Origin of the sequence: Gilliamella sp. Fer4-1 (genome assembly GCF_001690515.1) — a bacterium.
Taxonomy (GTDB): domain Bacteria; phylum Pseudomonadota; class Gammaproteobacteria; order Enterobacterales; family Orbaceae; genus Gilliamella; species Gilliamella apicola_C.
Genome location: NZ_LZGZ01000205.1, coordinates 1 through 17,241 on the forward strand (window position 1 = coordinate 1; position 17,241 = coordinate 17,241).

Annotated in this window: 16 protein-coding genes and 1 pseudogene; 5 read left to right on the forward strand and 12 right to left on the reverse strand. The window is 35.2% G+C overall.

The window, feature by feature from the left end; genetic code table 11:
• Positions 1–184: 184 nt before the first annotated feature.
• Positions 185–1,214, reverse strand: a pseudogene (locus A9G30_RS07400) (IS481 family transposase).
• A gap of 653 nt (positions 1,215–1,867) precedes the next feature.
• Here A9G30_RS07400 and A9G30_RS07405 point away from each other — a divergent pair.
• A complete protein-coding gene (locus A9G30_RS07405) occupies positions 1,868–2,653 on the forward strand; it encodes a transposase (RefSeq protein WP_065588543.1) in 786 nt (261 codons plus the stop codon).
• 55 nt (positions 2,654–2,708) lie between these two features.
• Positions 2,709–3,533, forward strand: coding sequence for a hypothetical protein (locus A9G30_RS07410; protein ID WP_141672035.1), 825 nt, complete (start codon positions 2,709–2,711; stop codon positions 3,531–3,533).
• Here A9G30_RS07410 and nudC read toward each other — a convergent pair whose 3' ends face one another.
• From nudC to epmB, 6 genes are all read right to left on the reverse strand, one after another.
• Positions 3,534–4,337, reverse strand: a complete 804-nt coding sequence (gene nudC, locus A9G30_RS07415) for an NAD(+) diphosphatase (RefSeq protein WP_065588545.1) — start codon at positions 4,335–4,337, stop codon at positions 3,534–3,536.
• Positions 4,338–4,400: 63 nt separating this feature from the next.
• Positions 4,401–6,029, reverse strand: a complete 1,629-nt coding sequence (gene yidC, locus A9G30_RS07420) for a membrane protein insertase YidC (protein WP_065588546.1) — start codon at positions 6,027–6,029, stop codon at positions 4,401–4,403.
• Positions 6,029–6,271 (reverse strand): membrane protein insertion efficiency factor YidD, encoded by a 243-nt coding sequence (yidD, locus tag A9G30_RS07425; protein WP_065588547.1) that lies wholly within the window; start codon positions 6,269–6,271, stop codon positions 6,029–6,031. Before yidD ends, yidC begins: the two co-directional genes overlap by 1 nt.
• A 47-nt stretch (positions 6,272–6,318) precedes the next feature.
• Entirely contained in the window at positions 6,319–6,675 is a 357-nt protein-coding gene (gene rnpA / locus A9G30_RS07430) for a ribonuclease P protein component (protein WP_081295751.1), read from the reverse strand.
• An 11-nt stretch (positions 6,676–6,686) separates the two neighbouring features.
• Entirely contained in the window at positions 6,687–6,827 is a 141-nt protein-coding gene (gene rpmH, locus A9G30_RS07435; RefSeq protein ID WP_025314679.1) for a 50S ribosomal protein L34, read from the reverse strand.
• Between the two features lie 222 nt (positions 6,828–7,049).
• Positions 7,050–8,078 (reverse strand): EF-P beta-lysylation protein EpmB, encoded by a 1,029-nt coding sequence (gene epmB / locus A9G30_RS07440; RefSeq protein ID WP_065588549.1) that lies wholly within the window; start codon positions 8,076–8,078, stop codon positions 7,050–7,052.
• Positions 8,079–8,111: 33 nt separating this feature from the next.
• Here epmB and efp point away from each other — a divergent pair, with 33 nt between their 5' ends.
• Positions 8,112–8,678, forward strand: a complete 567-nt coding sequence (efp, locus tag A9G30_RS07445) for an elongation factor P (RefSeq protein ID WP_065566367.1) — start codon at positions 8,112–8,114, stop codon at positions 8,676–8,678.
• Between the two features lie 614 nt (positions 8,679–9,292).
• On the opposite strand, the gene A9G30_RS07450 is transcribed toward efp, so the two are convergent.
• Together A9G30_RS07450 and mazG are read right to left on the reverse strand one after the other, a co-directional pair.
• Positions 9,293–9,733 (reverse strand): hypothetical protein, encoded by a 441-nt coding sequence (locus A9G30_RS07450; protein ID WP_065588550.1) that lies wholly within the window; start codon positions 9,731–9,733, stop codon positions 9,293–9,295.
• The gene (mazG, locus tag A9G30_RS07455; protein WP_218057760.1) at positions 9,726–10,529 is read right to left on the reverse strand and encodes a nucleoside triphosphate pyrophosphohydrolase; all 804 of its coding nucleotides are present in this window, start codon (positions 10,527–10,529) and stop codon (positions 9,726–9,728) included. The genes A9G30_RS07450 and mazG overlap by 8 nt, the downstream gene beginning before the upstream one ends.
• A 223-nt stretch (positions 10,530–10,752) precedes the next feature.
• Between mazG and A9G30_RS07460 the strand changes: the two genes are divergently transcribed.
• Complete coding sequence (locus A9G30_RS07460) at positions 10,753–12,756, forward strand: OPT family oligopeptide transporter (RefSeq protein ID WP_065588552.1); 2,004 nt, start codon at positions 10,753–10,755, stop codon at positions 12,754–12,756.
• A gap of 145 nt (positions 12,757–12,901) precedes the next feature.
• Entirely contained in the window at positions 12,902–14,824 is a 1,923-nt protein-coding gene (locus tag A9G30_RS07465) for an ABC transporter ATP-binding protein (protein ID WP_065588553.1), read from the forward strand.
• A 126-nt stretch (positions 14,825–14,950) separates the two neighbouring features.
• Here A9G30_RS07465 and nusG read toward each other — a convergent pair whose 3' ends face one another.
• From nusG to tuf, 3 genes are all read right to left on the reverse strand, one after another.
• On the reverse strand, positions 14,951–15,496 hold the full coding sequence (gene nusG, locus A9G30_RS07470; RefSeq protein WP_065582367.1) for a transcription termination/antitermination protein NusG: 546 nt from the start codon (positions 15,494–15,496) through the stop codon (positions 14,951–14,953).
• Between the two features lies 1 nt (position 15,497).
• On the reverse strand, positions 15,498–15,899 hold the full coding sequence (secE, locus tag A9G30_RS07475) for a preprotein translocase subunit SecE (RefSeq protein ID WP_065588554.1): 402 nt from the start codon (positions 15,897–15,899) through the stop codon (positions 15,498–15,500).
• A gap of 138 nt (positions 15,900–16,037) precedes the next feature.
• Positions 16,038–17,222 carry an elongation factor Tu gene (gene tuf / locus A9G30_RS07480; RefSeq protein WP_065582082.1) on the reverse strand — a complete coding sequence of 395 codons (1,185 nt, stop codon included), beginning with the start codon at positions 17,220–17,222 and terminating at the stop codon, positions 16,038–16,040.
• Positions 17,223–17,241 lie beyond the last annotated feature (19 nt).

A 17,241-nucleotide genomic window follows, 5' to 3' on the forward strand; every position in this document is an offset into this window, starting at 1 on the left:
AGTGAACGACATTGAAGATACTTTACATTATATATGTGGTATAGTGAAAGACGGTATTTTCGACTCAATGAATAAAACTAAATTAGCAGGTGCTTTAAATTTAGGTTACAATCTTTATGATTATGGCGTGTACTAGCTCAAACCTAATCTGACAGTTACCAGTTTTTATTGGGTGTCTGTCAGGTTAAATCTGGTTCAGATTTTTTTCTTCCCAGATCCGTTTTCCATCAAGCAATGTTTTCATTGGTGTTCGACCATAGCACATTTTTCCTGATGAGTTCGTTCATTATTGTAATAATGCAGCCAATTATCCAGATCTGTTTGGAGTGTTTCTAAATCTGAATAGCGCTTTTTACGAAATGTCACCATATAAAACTCATGTAAAATAGTTTTATGAAAACGTTCGCAGATCCCATTCGTTTGTGGCGACATAGCTTTTGTCTTAGTATGGTCAATATCATTAATCGCCAGATAAAGTTGATAATCATGCTTTGCAATAGTGCCAACGCCGTTCCTCTATCGGTTAATATTCGACGCATTGGCAAATGATGGGCATTATAAAATGGTAAGACCTTGTCATTGAGTAAATCGGCTGCTGTAATTGGCGTTTTGGTCACATACAATTTACAATGCGCAACCTTAGAATAAGTATCAACAAAAGTCTGTTGATAAATCCGACGGACACCCTTTAAATTACCAACATAAACCGTATTTTGAGAGCCAAGATAACCTCGATGAGCGGTTTCTATTTCGCCACAAGCTTCATCATCGTGTTTTTTCTTTTCTAATGCAGCTATTTGGCTATCATTGAGTTCAATACCTTCTGAGCCGCTTTTTCTCCTAAAGCATGTAAGCGTTTTTTGAAATTCTCAATATTATGTCTTAACCAAACAGAACGCGTGCCACTTCCTGAAATAAAAACACCTTGCTTACGAAGCTCATTGCTTGTTCTATGCTGACCATGAGCAGGATAGTCAATAGCATAACGAATAACGGCTTGTTCCATTGGGTCATCAACGCGATTTTTGAGATTTGGTGTCCGTCTGCTCTTTGATATTAAAGAGCCTAAACCACCTTCTTCAACGAGTTCTTTATAACGATAAAACGTATGATACTCCCATCACTTTACAAGCTCTAGACACGTTTTGAAGTTCTTCAGCTAAATTTAATAAGCCTACTTTATGTTTTATGATTTGACTGTTAGTATGAAGCATGAGCGTTACCTCTTGTTGTTTTGATTGTAGATTTGACACCTAAATATCAAAACTGGTAACGTTCTCTTTTTCAATCCCTTTGTCCGATTAAGTCGGAACTAATACACAATGAGTTGGTTATTTACAGCAAACTATTTGATTAGTTGTTAGTAGCCTGAAAAACAATCTCTAATTCTATTTTCCAATTTGTAAACAGCAGATAATTTTACTTGCCGATATATTTTCTACTTTTCGTCGGGCAATACGTTTTTTACCTTTAGATTAAACTTTAACTCGTAATATGCTTGATATATCCGCTTATAATGCCATTGATATCCTTGCTTTCTGATATACGATTAAAGTCAGTAAAAAGTGTCAACATAAGCTTATTTTAAAATAATTATAATTTAGTGCTCGGTCATTTTAATGACTGAAGCTTGTATTATAGAGAATTTTATACTTATTGCTGTGCTATTTTTATCGATAGTTATATTTTTAATAGCCATCTTCGTCGATGAATTATTAACAGTATTTACTATAAATAAACCACAGAAAATATAAATCAATACAATAAATACATTCTCAAAGTAATAAATGCAAAAAATGTCAATAAAGCTATATGTTTAGGGAAAAATCTGATAATATTTACAAGGATAAGCGATAAGGGAATAAAAATGATTTATGAACTCGCACCAGCCGAATTGCATGATGAATTTAAAGCTTTTCATCATAATCTAGGAAAAATAGCATCACAACATGTAGAAGTTTGCCCATTTTGTAAAAATACTAAGTTTTATAAAGTTCGGACAAAACCAACTAAAACATACCGCTGTAAAGCTTGTCATAAATATTTTACTGTTTCAACCAACACTCCTTTCCGTCGTTTAGTGCCATTTAATGAATTAGAAGTTATTTTTATTAGCCGTATAAAAAATATCAGTTATAACAATATTGCTAAACAGCTTGATATTTCACTGGCAAAGGTTATTCGTCGGGAATGTGCAATTATTAATTATCTTCAAAACAATTATCCATCATTACATAATTGGTATACTCATAAAAAACAAACAACATTAATTCCAACTTTAGAACAACAATATAAAATAATTAAAGACAAAGTAACGAATTTATTGGGTGAACAAAATCAAACCTGCATATATTGTGGATCTAACGAAACAACTAAAGTTGGAAATCGTGCTTGCTATCGTTGCCGATGTTGTCGACATAGTTTTAATATTTTAAGAGACACCAGCTTAAACCGTATTCCGAAACCTGAATTATGGCTACAATTTATTGATTTGATTGTTTCTGGAGCAAATAATTTGCAAATAGCAAAAACACTTAACTTACACAACGATACCGTGCGTAAATGGCGATCTAATTGGTGCAAAATGATGAAGTATTGGCACTGTGATGCGCTTGCCATTTGGTGTAAATATAAAAAAGAATGTAATAATTAATTTGATAATTTGATAATTTGACGTTTTATCATAAATTTTTCAAACAATAACATAAATGGAAATCAGTTCTATGAAAAAAAATAATTTATTTTTATATATATGTTTAATTAGCAGTACATTTTTAATCAATGGTTGTGATGGTAAAAAAACATCTGACGGTACCCGATTATCACAATTACCAACTGCGGTTATTAATAGTTATCTTTTTCATACTGAGCCAGAACTTTTACCATTTAGTAAAAAAATTAAACAACAACAAATCCAAGGTTCATCAAGTAAAACAATTAACTATAATGAACAAGGCTTTGTCACTAATTATGATTTAGAAGGATTACATGGTGAAATAAACTATGATACGGCTAAGTATAGCTATGGTATGAACGACACCAGAAATGTTTATGCCATTGTTTTTGATTCATCAAAAAATATTCTTGGTATGAAGAATAATGATAATGACATCGTTGCAAGTACGGAATTTGATGAGCAAGGCCGTTTAGTTGAGACAACTTTATCACATTTTGCCGAAAATAATGTGATATTTAGCAGTAGAATTATTTATGATAATGATCATGTAGAACTTGTATTATATAATGCCTATGTTCCTGTCGATGAAAAAACGAAATTCCCAGTATTATCACAAGAAAAAGATGTTATATATAATGATAACGAGCAAATAGAAAAGACCATTACTAAAACATTTAAGTTATCATCAAATGGAGACATCATCATTAATGAGAATAATGAGCAAGAAGTTGAACTAACAGAAACTTGTACTTACTCGGAATATAATCAAAACAACGATTGGACTAAAGCTGTTTGTATTACAGCAGGTAGCGAATCAAAAACTGTTAATCTAACCAGAACAATTCAATATGATTGATTAGTCACAGCCATATTCGTCATATTGGCGGCAAAGTATAATTGTATCTTCAATTAACCGCCTAGCAATGGTGCCATACTCAGGAATTTTAGGTAATTGTGTGTAATGGTACCAGTTTGCTTCAATAAGTTCATTTTTGTCTACCACTATTTCACCGCTATCATAATCAGCCAAATAAGCCATCATTAATGAATTTGGAAATGGCCAAGGTTGCGATCCAACATAACGAATATTCTTAATTTTTATTCTTGATTCTTCAAATACTTCCCGTTCAACGGCTGTTTCCATTGTTTCGCCAATTTCAGTAAAACCAGCCAATACGGTGTACAAGTTATCTCGATTATGCCTAATGTGCTTGGCTAATAAAATTTTATTTTTATGGCGAATGGCTACGATAATAGATGGTGAAATTTGTGGGTAGTAACGTTCTTTGCAGTGATCACACATACAGCACCATTCGGTATTACTGATATACATCTCATGTCCGCAATATCCACAATATTTATGGGAGCGATAAAACTCAGAAAGCTGCACAGCTCGTCCAGCCATATTAAATAAGGATTGATCTGCGCTATCAAGTAATGGACGGATTGAACTCATCGCATTTTTTATTTCACTACAAATGAGCCAAGCAGTTTGTCCATTCAACTCACCTATTGGTTGAGCTCGTTTATTCGTAAAACCAAGTTCATCAGCACGCCCAACAGGAACTTCACCATCAGGCAACCATAATCGCCCATTAGTACTTACAAACCAATAACCTATTTCACTGCCAGTTAAATTAACTTGTTGTTGTATATTCATATTATAAATGCCAAAAGTAAAAACGAAAAAAGGAGGATTTTCCTCCTCCTTTTTTTAACAATATTATTTTTTTATTTTCTCATGAAGTCCTTTTTTCTCAAGTTCCCAGTAGATAACGCGTTGCTGGACAATTGTGAATAAGTTACTGACGATATAATATAAAACTAAGCCTGATGGGAACCATAAAAAGAACACAGTAAAGATTAATGGCATATAAGTCATTAATTTTTGTTGTAATGGATCGGTAGCTGGAGTTGGTGACATTTTTTGAATTAAGAACATGGAGCCACCCATTAATAAAGGCAAAATATAATAAGGATCTTGCGCAGATAAGTCATAAATCCAAAGCGCAAATGGTGTATGGCGTAATTCAACTGCGCTACTTAACATATAGAATAATGACAAGAAAATCGGCATTTGAATAATTATTAGTAAACAACCGCCTAATGGATTGACTTTCTCTTGTTTGTAGAGAGCCATTGTTTCAACGCTCATTTTTTGTTTATTATCACCATAACGCTCTTTCAAAGCTTCTATACGAGGCTGTAATAATTTCATTTTTGCCATTGAACGATACTGTGCTCGAGTTAATGGAAATAAAAGACCTCGAACAATAAAAGTAATAACAATAATTGAGAGGCCCCAGTTACCAACAAAACTTTGTATAAACTTCAACAAATAAAAAAGAGGTTGTGACAAGAACCATAACCAACCGTAATCAACAATTAAATCAAGATGATTTGCAGTTTCTTTAAGCTGATTTTGAATTTCAGGTCCTAACCATAATTTTGCACTAATGGTTTGTGTACTACCTGCAGGAATAACGCTTGGCTCACCTTTGAAACCAATTGTTGCTTGTGAATTATTTGCAGTTGCACGAGAGTAAAATAGATTATTTGTATCCTGTGCTGGCACCCATGCCGACGCGAAATAGTGTTGCAGCATCGCAATCCAGCCTGTTTGCGTCTCGACTGATAAAGCTTTATCTTTGATATTGTCAAAACTGTATTTGCTGTAGTTGCTACCAGAACTAGAGTAAGCTGCACCACGGAATGCACTTTGCCCTAACCCACTACCACCTTCAGTTGGAATATCATCAGGTAATTTGATAGTTTGTTTTAGTTGCCCATACATAGAAACATCAATCGGCTGACTACTTTGATTATTGATGTCATATTGAACATCAATGGCATAATTACTACGATGTAATATGTAATATTTAGTATAGCTTACCCCATTGACCTGATACGTTAATGGAACACGCAACTCATCTTGACCATCAGCTAAAACATATTCTGACTTCTCAGTTTTATATACTGGGCGTTTTGAACCTTGTTTAGCATTATCTGGGCCATCTTTACCTGTTAAACCACTTTCAGCAATATAGATGAAATCGGGACGTGAAGTTAATAACTGAAAAGGCGTACCAGAATGCAGTGTTTGCTCATATTTTAACAATTGTGCAGCTTGTACATCACCACCATAAGTATTAATAGTGAGTGACAACACATCTGATTTTACAGTAATTATTTTACCCTGTGCCAAGCCATCTGTTGAATTATCATCACCTATTTGTTGTGTTAATTGGTTTGTGATCGGAGGTTTAGGTGCGTGATCTTCCTCCCACGCTTTCCAAATAAAAAAAGATACAAAAAGTAAAGCAATGACTAAAATATTACGTTGAGATCCCATTAGTGTTTTTCTCTATTGGTTTTAGTTTTTGGAGGAACAAAATCTTCTCCTCCGTCATGTAAAGGATGACATTTTAATACACGTTTAGCTGTTAGCCAACCACCTTTTATTAATCCAAAGCGTCTTAGTGCAATTATTGCATATTGTGAACATGTCGGCGTAAAGCGACATTTTGGACCAAATAAAGGACTAATAAAACGTTGATAAACACGTACAAAAAAAACAAAAGTATTAACTATCATGTGGTTACATGCATAAACGTGCAGTTTAATAATTGATATGAATTTATTTAAATATCGATCTTGGCTATGATTCGTTGACATAATTTATTGAGTGTTTCAACGATTTGTTGATTATCTAAATCTATAACAGGCTGTTTAGCCATCAAAATAAAATCAATATTGGGAAGTTGATGTTGATGATGTCGAAAATACTCTTTAGTCAATCGCTTAATACGATTACGCTCATGCGCTCTTTTTACCTGTTTTTTCGCTATAGCAAACCCCAACCGTATATGGTTACAGTTATTTTTACGTGCTACTAAAGTTAAAAACGGCGAACCAGCCCGCACGGACTCTTGGAAGACACGATTAAAATCAAAGGGAGTTAGCAATCGTAACTCCCGAGGAAAAGTGAACTTAATCACCCAACTTTAAATCAGCTAGCAACAGTTAAACGAACACGGCCTTTAGCACGACGGCGAGCAAGAACTTGACGACCGTTTTTAGTTGCCATACGAGCACGGAAACCGTGAGTTCTATTGCGTTTTAATACTGATGGTTGAAATGTGCGTTTCATGACGATTTATATCCAAATCTAATTTATCAACAGGTTGCAGAGTTTAAACTCCACAGCTTTAATTAAAGAAGTCGGAATTATAGAGACTATTTTATTTTTCGTCAATGAGATTTTCACCGATTTATTTGAATAAATAACTATTAACAGTTCATTATGGCACAATTGAATAAAATCAAACAAATTCTTATAACATAATAGTTTAAAAAAACAAAAATAAATCAACTAATCCATAAAAGCAAGTACACGCTTACTTTTTTCGCCACCGACTTCGCGTGCTAATTTAGGTACCAAATAACCCGATATCTTTTCGGCTAACTGTTTCATTATTATTTTTGCAACGTCATCTTTGACTAAAAAATGGGCGGCGCCTTGCACTTTATCTAATAAATGGATGTAATAGGGCAAAATACCAACATCGAAAAGCCGATTACTTAACTGTGCTAAAACCTTGGCGTTGTCATTAACATTTTTCAGTAGAACGCTCTGATTCAGTGTTGTCACATCACTCTGTTTTAAAAGCCTAATTGCATTAGCAACATCATTATCAATCTCATTGGGATGATTAATGTGAGTAATTACTACAATTTGCAACCTGCTTTCAAAAAATAATTTGCAAAGCTCAGATGTTACTCGTGAAGGAATAACAACTGCTAAACGTGTATGGATACGCAAACGTTTAATATGTGGGATTTGTTCTAATGCATTAATCAAAAATGCTATTTCATGATCTTTAGCCATTAAAGGATCACCACCTGATAAAATAATTTCATCAAGTTCTGGATGGTTAGCAATATATTCAAGTGCAAAAGATAGGTTTTTTTTATTACCTTGATTATCGTGATAAGGGAAATGTCGCCTAAAACAGTAACGGCAGTTAATTGCACAGGCTGTTTTCGTTATTAACAATGCTCGGTTATGATACTTATGTAATAGCCCAGGAATAACATTATCTTGCTCTTGTAATGGGTCATTGCTATAACCCTTTACTTTTAATAATTCGTTATCATCGCAAAGCACCTGCAATAAAAGAGGGTCATTATTGTCACCTCTTTTCATCCGGTTGATGAAAGCCATCGGTACACGAAGTGGAAACTGCTTTTTTGCCAATTGCATAGAGCTTGAAATGGTTTTTGGGTCTAGATCCAAATAAGCATATAAAACATTGATATCTGTCACAACATTGGCAAGATCTACAATCCATCTATCTTTATTATTTGGTAGTTCAATTTTTTGCTGTATAATGTGGCTCATTTTTTGTAATTCAGAATTTTAGTTGGAGCTTTTATGGCATCTTATAGTACTAATGAGTTTAAAGCGGGTCTTAAAATAATGCAAGATGGCGAGCCATGTGTCATTGTTGAAAATGAATTTTACAAACCAGGTAAAGGCCAATCAATTAACCGCGTAAAAATTAAAAAATTACTTTCAGGAAAAACTGTCGATAAAACTTTCAAATCTGGCGAATCAGTTGAAGCCGCTGATGTTGTGGATATGAATTTAACTTATCTTTATACCGATGGCGAGTTTTGGCATTTCATGAATAATGAAACATTTGAACAACTTTCAGCTGATGCTAAAGCGGTTGGCGATAATGCCAAATGGTTAGTTGATCAAGCTGAATGTATTTTAACTTTATGGAATGGTCAGCCAATTGCAGTAACGCCACCGAACTTTGTTGAACTTGAAGTGATTGAAACCGATCCAGGTCTAAAAGGTGACACAGCAGGAACTGGTGGGAAACCAGCAACGCTATCAACTGGTGCTGTCGTACGTGTGCCGCTATTTGTACAAATTGGCGAAATTCTAAAAGTTGATACACGCTCAGGTGAATATGTTTCACGCGTAAAATAAAGTAGCTTATGATTAATTTTAATTTATCATAAACAAGAGAGGTTTCTTGACCTCTCTCTTGCTTACCCAAATCCATGTTGCTTACCTCTGGGAGAAGTCCAACTTTCTACTCGAAAGTTATCATCAATAGTGAATTTTATCCACAAAACTTAAAAAGCGCTAAATTAAATAAGCCCCAAAACAATGCATCTAGCACTTAAAAACCATTCAGAAAAGCAATTGATTTTATTTGATTTTTCACTGAATACAATATGCGATAAGGGATCTATATTTTGCAGCTTTTATCTTTGGATGATGGTATAGCGGTAAGTATTAATTTTCAAAATATTACTCAATTTTAAATACAATTTGAATAAATTCTAAAGTTTTGTTACGAAGTCGAAATAATCAAATATTTCCCATTAAACTATATTGTTATTAATTTTTATCGTATATTGCCAATAAAAATTAAGCAACTTATTGATGTCGTTTTCAATAACCAGAATTGTAGCGTGGTTTTGTTTGTTGCCGTTAGTCGAGTTAGCAAGCTATCAGTGAAAATATTTAGGCAGTGATATAGCCTCATATCAGAGGCTATCATCGTATTTATTAGGCTATATTTTAATTTAAGCGAATTATAAATAAACTATATGAGTACCTTTTTCTGGTTGAAAGGTAGCTTTACCAAATTCATCTAAGAAGTAGGCGATATGATCGGCTTTATCCCCCACTAAACGTCCTTTGACTTTGTTCCATGTCATCAGCGCTATCATCGAATCGGGTTCACAACAAATTAGCATGGGCTGTTCAAACTCTTCATTCCAATAAAATTCGCCACCATATAATTTATAAGCGGTGAGTAATAAATAACAGCCATATTCTTGCGATATCATGTTTAATTGCTCTTCTGAAATGCTGAAGTTCTTTTCAGCCAGTTCACTAATAATCATTTCAACAACAGTGATGCTTTTTTCTGAGTAATCAAGCTGGTTAATGCTCCATGTTGGACTATTTAATATCGCATTTTGTGCCCATGCTTCGATCTCTTGATATAATTCATTTTTTTGTTCAGTCATTTTTATTCACTTCGCTATTGAGTTTAATCTGTTCTAATTGCTTAACACTTTGCCACGTACCTTCCATTTGTTCAAGCGTTGCATCAATTAAAGATAAGTTTTTTTGTTTGAGTATCGATTCTACTTGTTGAAATCGTCGGGTAAATTTTTTATTGGCTTGCTGTAAACAAAGTTCTGATTTAATATTTAAATGCCTAGCTAAATTGACGGTCGCAAACAGCAAATCACCTAACTCTTCTTCAATTTTTTGTGGATCTTGCTTGTTTCGCTCAAGCTCTTGCTCAACTTCACCAAGTTCCTCTTTTACCTTATCGAGCACAGGTTTTATATCATGCCAATCAAAACCAACCGAAGCACAACGTTTTTGAATTTTTTCAGCTTGCATTAAGGCAGGTATTGCTTGGGGAATATCATTGAGCAATGAGTATTGTGTTTTTTGATCGCGTTCTTTTTGTTTAAGTTGTTCCCAGTTAGGTTTTTCTACCTTATTTTCGGTGAAAATATGCGGATGACGATAAACTAACTTATCAGCAACCGCTAAACAGACCTCATCAAAATCAAAGCTTCCTTGTTCTTGGGCTAAATCAGCATAAAAGACAATGTGAAACAATAGATCGCCAAGTTCTTTTTTTAGCTCCTCCATATCTTGTTTATCAATTGCATCAAGCACTTCGTACGTTTCTTCTAGTGTATATGATTTTAAAGACGAAAAAGTTTGAACTCGATCCCATTCGCAACCATTAATTGGATCGCGAAGTTGTTTAATAATAGCTTGTAAGCGCTGTAATGCGTTCAAAATACCCCCCACAAATAAGTAATTAATCAGCGTCATTGTAAAGGTTTAATAACAAAACGGTTATTTTTTTAAAGGTTAATGCCAATATATTTTGATGTTATTGCTAATTATTTCACCCAAAATAATGATAAAAGCACTAAACTAAAGCTATTTACGGAACTTGTAGCCGATAAAAGCGAATTAAGTATATAATACTCCTCTATTAAATTAACTTTATTGATATATGAATAATTTACGTGAACTTACTTTAAGAGGCACTATTCTTGGTGCTTTTATTACTGTCATTTTTACTGCATCGAATGTTTATCTTGGTTTGAAAGTTGGATTAACATTTTCATCCGCAATTCCTGCGGCAGTGATTTCAATGGCAATATTGAAACTGTTTTCAGGTTCAACTATTTTAGAAAATAACATGGTGCAAACTCAAGCATCAGCAGCGGGTACATTATCTTCAATTATTTTTGTGCTTCCGGGTTTGTTAATGATTGGTTACTGGCAAGACTTTCCCTTTTGGCTAACCTTTGCAATATGTGCCGCAGGCGGAATGCTTGGGGTTTTATTTTCAATTCCATTGCGTCATGTCATGGTAGTTAAAAGTAATTTACCTTACCCTGAAGGTGTAGCCGCTGCTGAAATTTTAAAGGCAGGATCTAAATCCGATAATAAAGAAACTAACGATGGTTTAAAGGATATTTTATTTGGCGGCATCATTGCCTCTATTGTTAGCCTTTTTACTAATGGTTTTCGCCTGTTATCTGAAAGTACTGCTTATTGGTTTTCCGCTGGCAAATCCATTTTTCAACTGCCTATGGGATTCTCGTTAGCGTTACTCAGTGCTGGCTATTTGATCGGAATTATGTCAGGAATTGCTATTTTAATTGGAACCATTATTGGTTGGGTATTTGGCGTTCCAATTTTAAGTGCAATTACCGATTATGATACCAGTCAGCCTTTATCTAAAGTTGCAATGGGATTTTGGGCAAAAGATATACGCTTTATTGGTGCGGGGGTCATTGCTATTGCAGCGGTTTGGACATTACTGACATTAATCAAACCGATGATTGAAGGTTTAAAAATATCATTTAAAAGTATGCGTTCAGATGTGTCTGGCAATGATGTTGCATCAACCGAGCGGGATTTATCACCTAAAGCTATTTTATTAATTATGGGTGGTATGTTAGTTATTTTGTTAGTGACTTTTTATAGCTTTATTGCCGATAGTGGTTTATCAGCAGGCATGGCTTGGACATTAGTTTTTTGCGCTGTATTATTTGCTTTTATTATGGGCTTTTTAGTGGCTGCCGCGTGTGGTTATATGGCTGGACTTGTTGGCTCATCAGCAAGCCCAATATCAGGAATAGCAATTGTTGCAGTGGTTGTCATTTCATTAATCTTATTAGGTTTAGGTGAAGCGAATGGTATGCTAGCTTCTATTGAAGGCTCCAACTTTGCCACAGCCCTTGCACTCTTTACTACTAGTGCCGTTTTGGCAATAGCATGTATTTCAAATGATAATTTACAAGACCTAAAAACAGGTCATTTGGTTAATGCTACCCCATGGAAACAACAAGTGGCATTATTACTTGGCTGTGTTGTTGGTGCAATTGTTATTGCGCCTATTTTAGAGATTTTATATAACGCTTACGGCTTTACTGGCGCTTTACCTCGTTCTGATATGGGTACAACTCAAGTTTTGGCAGCACCACAAGCAACACTGATGACAACAATTGCTAAAGGTATTTTTGCCCATCAACTTGACTGGACGATGATTTTAATAGGGCTTGCTTTAGGCGCTGTCATTATTATTATTGATTTAATTCTTGCCCAAAATAAATCTAACTTTCGCATACCTGCACTTGCTGTTGGTTTAGGCATTTATTTACCACCAAGTATCACAACACCAATTTTTATTGGCACTTTATTATCATGGATAATTAAACGTAATGCTTACAAAAAAGCCAAAGCACAAAATTTAGATCCAGAAGAGCAATTCAAAAAAGCTGATCGTAAAGCGGCATTAATTGCATCAGGCTTGATTGTTGGTGAAAGTTTAGTGGGCGTTTTATTAGCCATTGTGATTGTGATTAGCATCACCAATGGTGGAAATGATGCTCCACTTGCAATACCGCTCGATTTAGGTATGTTACCTCAACTTTTAGGCCTCTTTGTTTTTGTTGGTATATGTACGTTCTTTATTCGTCGTGCTTTATCAGCAATAAAAAAATAGTCCTGTGAATTATTAAATTTAAGCCCTTTTCGTTTTATCAAAGGGCTTTTTTGTTTAAATTGATTGTGTTATAACGTCCCTAATGTTGGATGATTAAAACAATTTTTATTAACTTATTTTATTTTGAATAATAGACAAAAATATCATGATAGTTTTTGATTCAATCCAAGTGCGCCGAGGCGTTAACTTGCTTTTAGATAATGCTTCAGCAACTATTAATCCTCAACAAAAAGTGGGATTAGTGGGTAAAAATGGTTGCGGAAAATCGACGCTCTTTTCACTGATTAAAGGTGAAATTCAAGCTGATGCTGGCACGTTAAATATACCATCGCAATGGCAACTCGCTTGGGTCAATCAAGAAACCCCAGCGTTAGATATCCCTGCGATTGAATATGCCATTGATGGCGATCGTGAGTATCGACAATTAGAAAAACAATTAAATACCGCTAATGAACAAAATAATGGTCAGCAAATTGCGGTTATTCATGAAAAGCTTGATACCATTGATGCTTGGACAATTCGCGCTCGAGCCGCAACGCTACTACATGGACTAGGATTTTCTAATGAACAATTAATGTTACCGGTTAAGTCCTATTCTGGTGGTTGGCGGATGCGATTAAATTTGGCTCAGGCATTAATGTGTCGTTCTGATTTATTACTGCTTGATGAACCAACCAATCACCTTGATTTAGATGCCGTGATTTGGCTTGAAAAATGGTTAAGTAACTATCCGGGAACTTTGATTTTAATATCTCACGATCGTGATTTTTTGGATCCGTTAGTCAATAAAATTATTCATATTGAGCAAAAGAGTTTATTTGAATATACGGGCAATTATTCCTCCTTTGAGATCCAACGTTCAACTAAACTTGCTCAACAACAGTCGCTTTATGAAAGCCAACAACTCAAAGTTGCACACTTGCAAAATTATATCGATCGCTTTAGAGCCAAAGCAACAAAAGCTAAACAGGCACAAAGCCGTATAAAAATGTTAGAAAGAATGGAGCTAATTGCACCTGCGCATGTTGATAATCCATTTCATTTTAATTTTAAGCCATCTGAATTCTTACCAAGCCCTTTGTTAATGATGGACAAAGTCGTCGCAGGTTACGATGATAAAATTATACTAGAAAAAATTAAGCTTAATTTAGTTCCCGGTTCGCGCATTGGCTTATTGGGGCGCAATGGTGCGGGGAAATCAACACTGATTAAATTACTCGCCGGAGAACTTGCACCTAAGGAAGGACATATTAATCTCGCTAAAGGTGTTCAATTAGGCTATTTTGCTCAACATCAATTAGAATATCTACGCCCCGATGAGTCACCACTTTGGCATTTAACGCAACTTGCTGAACCAAAAAATACAGAGCAAGAACTGCGTAATTATTTGGGTGGATTTGATTTTCAAGGCGATAAAGTCACCGAGCCAGTTAAAACTTTCTCGGGCGGTGAAAAAGCACGTCTTGTTTTAGCTTTAATTGTCTGGCAAAAACCGAATCTCCTTTTATTAGACGAACCAACTAACCATCTAGATTTAGATATGCGACAAGCGTTGACTGAAGCGCTAATTGATTTTGACGGTGCATTAGTTGTGGTGTCACATGATCGCCATTTACTACGTTCGACCACCGATGAATTCTATTTAGTCCATGATCATAAAGTTGAACCATTTGACGGCGATCTTGATGATTATCAAAAATGGTTAGCCGAAGCACAAAAAAATGATAACCAATCAAATGACGAAATAAATTCACCCAAAAAAGAAAATACAATTAATATATCAGCTCAAGATCGTAAAGAGCAAAAACGCAAGCAAGCTGAATTACGCGCACAAATGCAGCCAATAAAAAAACAGTTACAAAAAGAAGAGCAAACACAGGAAAATTTAGCAAAACAACTGCAAATGATAGAACAACAACTGTCTGATCCGATGATGTATGAATCCAATAAAAAATCGGATTTAACAAGTTTACTTTTGCAACAAAGCCAACTGAAAAGCGAGTTAGAGCAAAGCGAGTTAAAGTGGTTGGATTTGCAACAGCAACTTGAAGAATTTCAAATAGAATAGATTATTTCACTTGTAATGCAATATTGTAATAAATAAGTTTAATTTTATTGGCTAGAATAAAAAAAATCACAGATTTAACTCTGTGATTTTTTGATTTTATCAAATAATTTATTCTAATAAAATTGATTAGCTTTTTTCAACTTGACTAAAATCAAGCTCAACAGGCGTTGAACGACCGAAGATAGAAACCGATACTTTTAAGCGGCTTTTTTCATAATCAACTTCTTCAACAACACCATTAAAGTCAGCAAATGGGCCCTCGTTAACACGAACAAGCTCACCTGGTTCAAATAAAGTTTTAGGACGTGGCTTATCACCAACTTGTTGTAAGCGATTCATAATAGCATCAACTTCACGCTGACTAATCGGGGCAGGTCTATCAGAAGTACCACCAATAAAGCCCATTGTTCTTGGCACACTTCTTACTAAATGCCAAGTCGCATCATTCATCGCCATTTCAACTAATACATAACCGGGAAAGAATTTACGTTCACTCTTACGGCGCTGACCACTTTTCATTTCAACAACTTCTTCGGTTGGTACTAATACTTCCCCAAAAGAATCTTCCATATCATGTAATTTAATATATTCACGTAATGATTGTGCTACACGCGCTTCATAACCAGAATACGCTTGTATAACATACCAACGTTTTTGTTGTGTTTCGCTCATATTAACGCCCTATTGATGTTAAATAAAAGATGGCTGAACCGAATAAAGAATCCATTCCCCAAAGCGCTAAACCAACAATAACTGTGATAGCAGCAATCAGCATGGTTGTTTGTGTCGTTTCTTTACGAGTCGGCCATACAACTTTTCTTAACTCTTTTCGTGATTCTTGTAAAAACAACAAAAATAATTTACCTTTAGCTGTCGTGATCGCAATTAATAAAGTTAATAGCGAAAGCACAACAACCGCTATAATCCGAACGATCGTATTAGGTTGATATATATCATTAGGTTCAGCAAAATAAAAATTTCCCCAAACAACAAACGCAATCAATACTAAAACTAAACACCATTTCAATTTGTCTAGAGCAGTATTTGTATTTTGACCCTCGTTACTTACTAGCATATAAAACCCATGATTATGTTATATTATAATAGTATCTACTTTCCAAAATGCTCTTTTAAATAAAAACATTTTGCTAAACAGACTAGATAAGAAAGGGCATCAAATGACACCCTCATCTTATAATTGCTAATCTTTGAATTACTTAATAACTTTAGCAACCACACCAGCACCAACAGTACGACCACCTTCACGAATCGCAAAACGTAAACCTTCAGCCATCGCGATAGGGTGAATTAATGATACTGTCATTTTGATGTTATCACCAGGCATTACCATTTCTACGCCTTCTGGTAATTCAATCGTACCTGTTACGTCAGTTGTACGGAAGTAGAACTGTGGACGGTAACCTTTGAAGAATGGAGTATGACGACCACCTTCATCTTTGCTTAAGATATACACTTCTGATTCAAAATCAGTATGTGGAGTGATTGAACCTGGTTTTGCAAGTACTTGACCACGTTCGATTTCTTCACGTTTTGTACCACGTAGTAATACACCAACGTTTTCACCCGCACGACCTTCGTCAAGTAATTTACGGAACATTTCAACACCAGTACAAGTGGTTTTAGTTGTTGGTTTGATACCCACGATTTCAACTTCTTCACCCACTTTGATTACACCGCGTTCAACACGACCAGTTACTACTGTACCACGACCTGAAATTGAGAATACGTCTTCAATTGGTAATAGGAATGGTTTATCAATATCACGCTCTGGCTCTGGAATATAGCTGTCTAATGCTTCAGCTAATTCAACAATTTTGTCTTCCCATGCTGCTTCGCCTTCTAATGCTTTAAGCGCTGAACCACGGATTACTGGTGTGTCATCACCTGGGAAATCGTATTGAGATAGAAGTTCACGGACTTCCATTTCAACTAATTCTAATAACTCTTCGTCATCAACCATATCACATTTGTTTAAAAATACGATGATGTAAGGAACACCTACTTGACGACCTAAAAGGATGTGCTCACGAGTTTGTGGCATAGGACCATCAGTTGCCGCTACGACTAAGATAGCACCATCCATTTGTGCCGCACCAGTGATCATGTTTTTAACATAGTCAGCATGGCCTGGGCAGTCTACGTGCGCATAGTGGCGAGTTGGTGTATCGTATTCAACGTGTGAAGTATTGATGGTGATACCACGTGCTTTTTCTTCTGGTGCGTTATCGATTTGATCGAATGCACGAGCTTGACCGCCGTATTTTTTAGCAAGAACAGAAGTAATTGCTGCAGTTAAAGTTGTTTTACCATGGTCAACGTGGCCGATTGTACCAACGTTAACGTGGGGTTTTGTACGTTCAAATTTTTCTTTAGACATCTTAATGTTCCTTTATTAA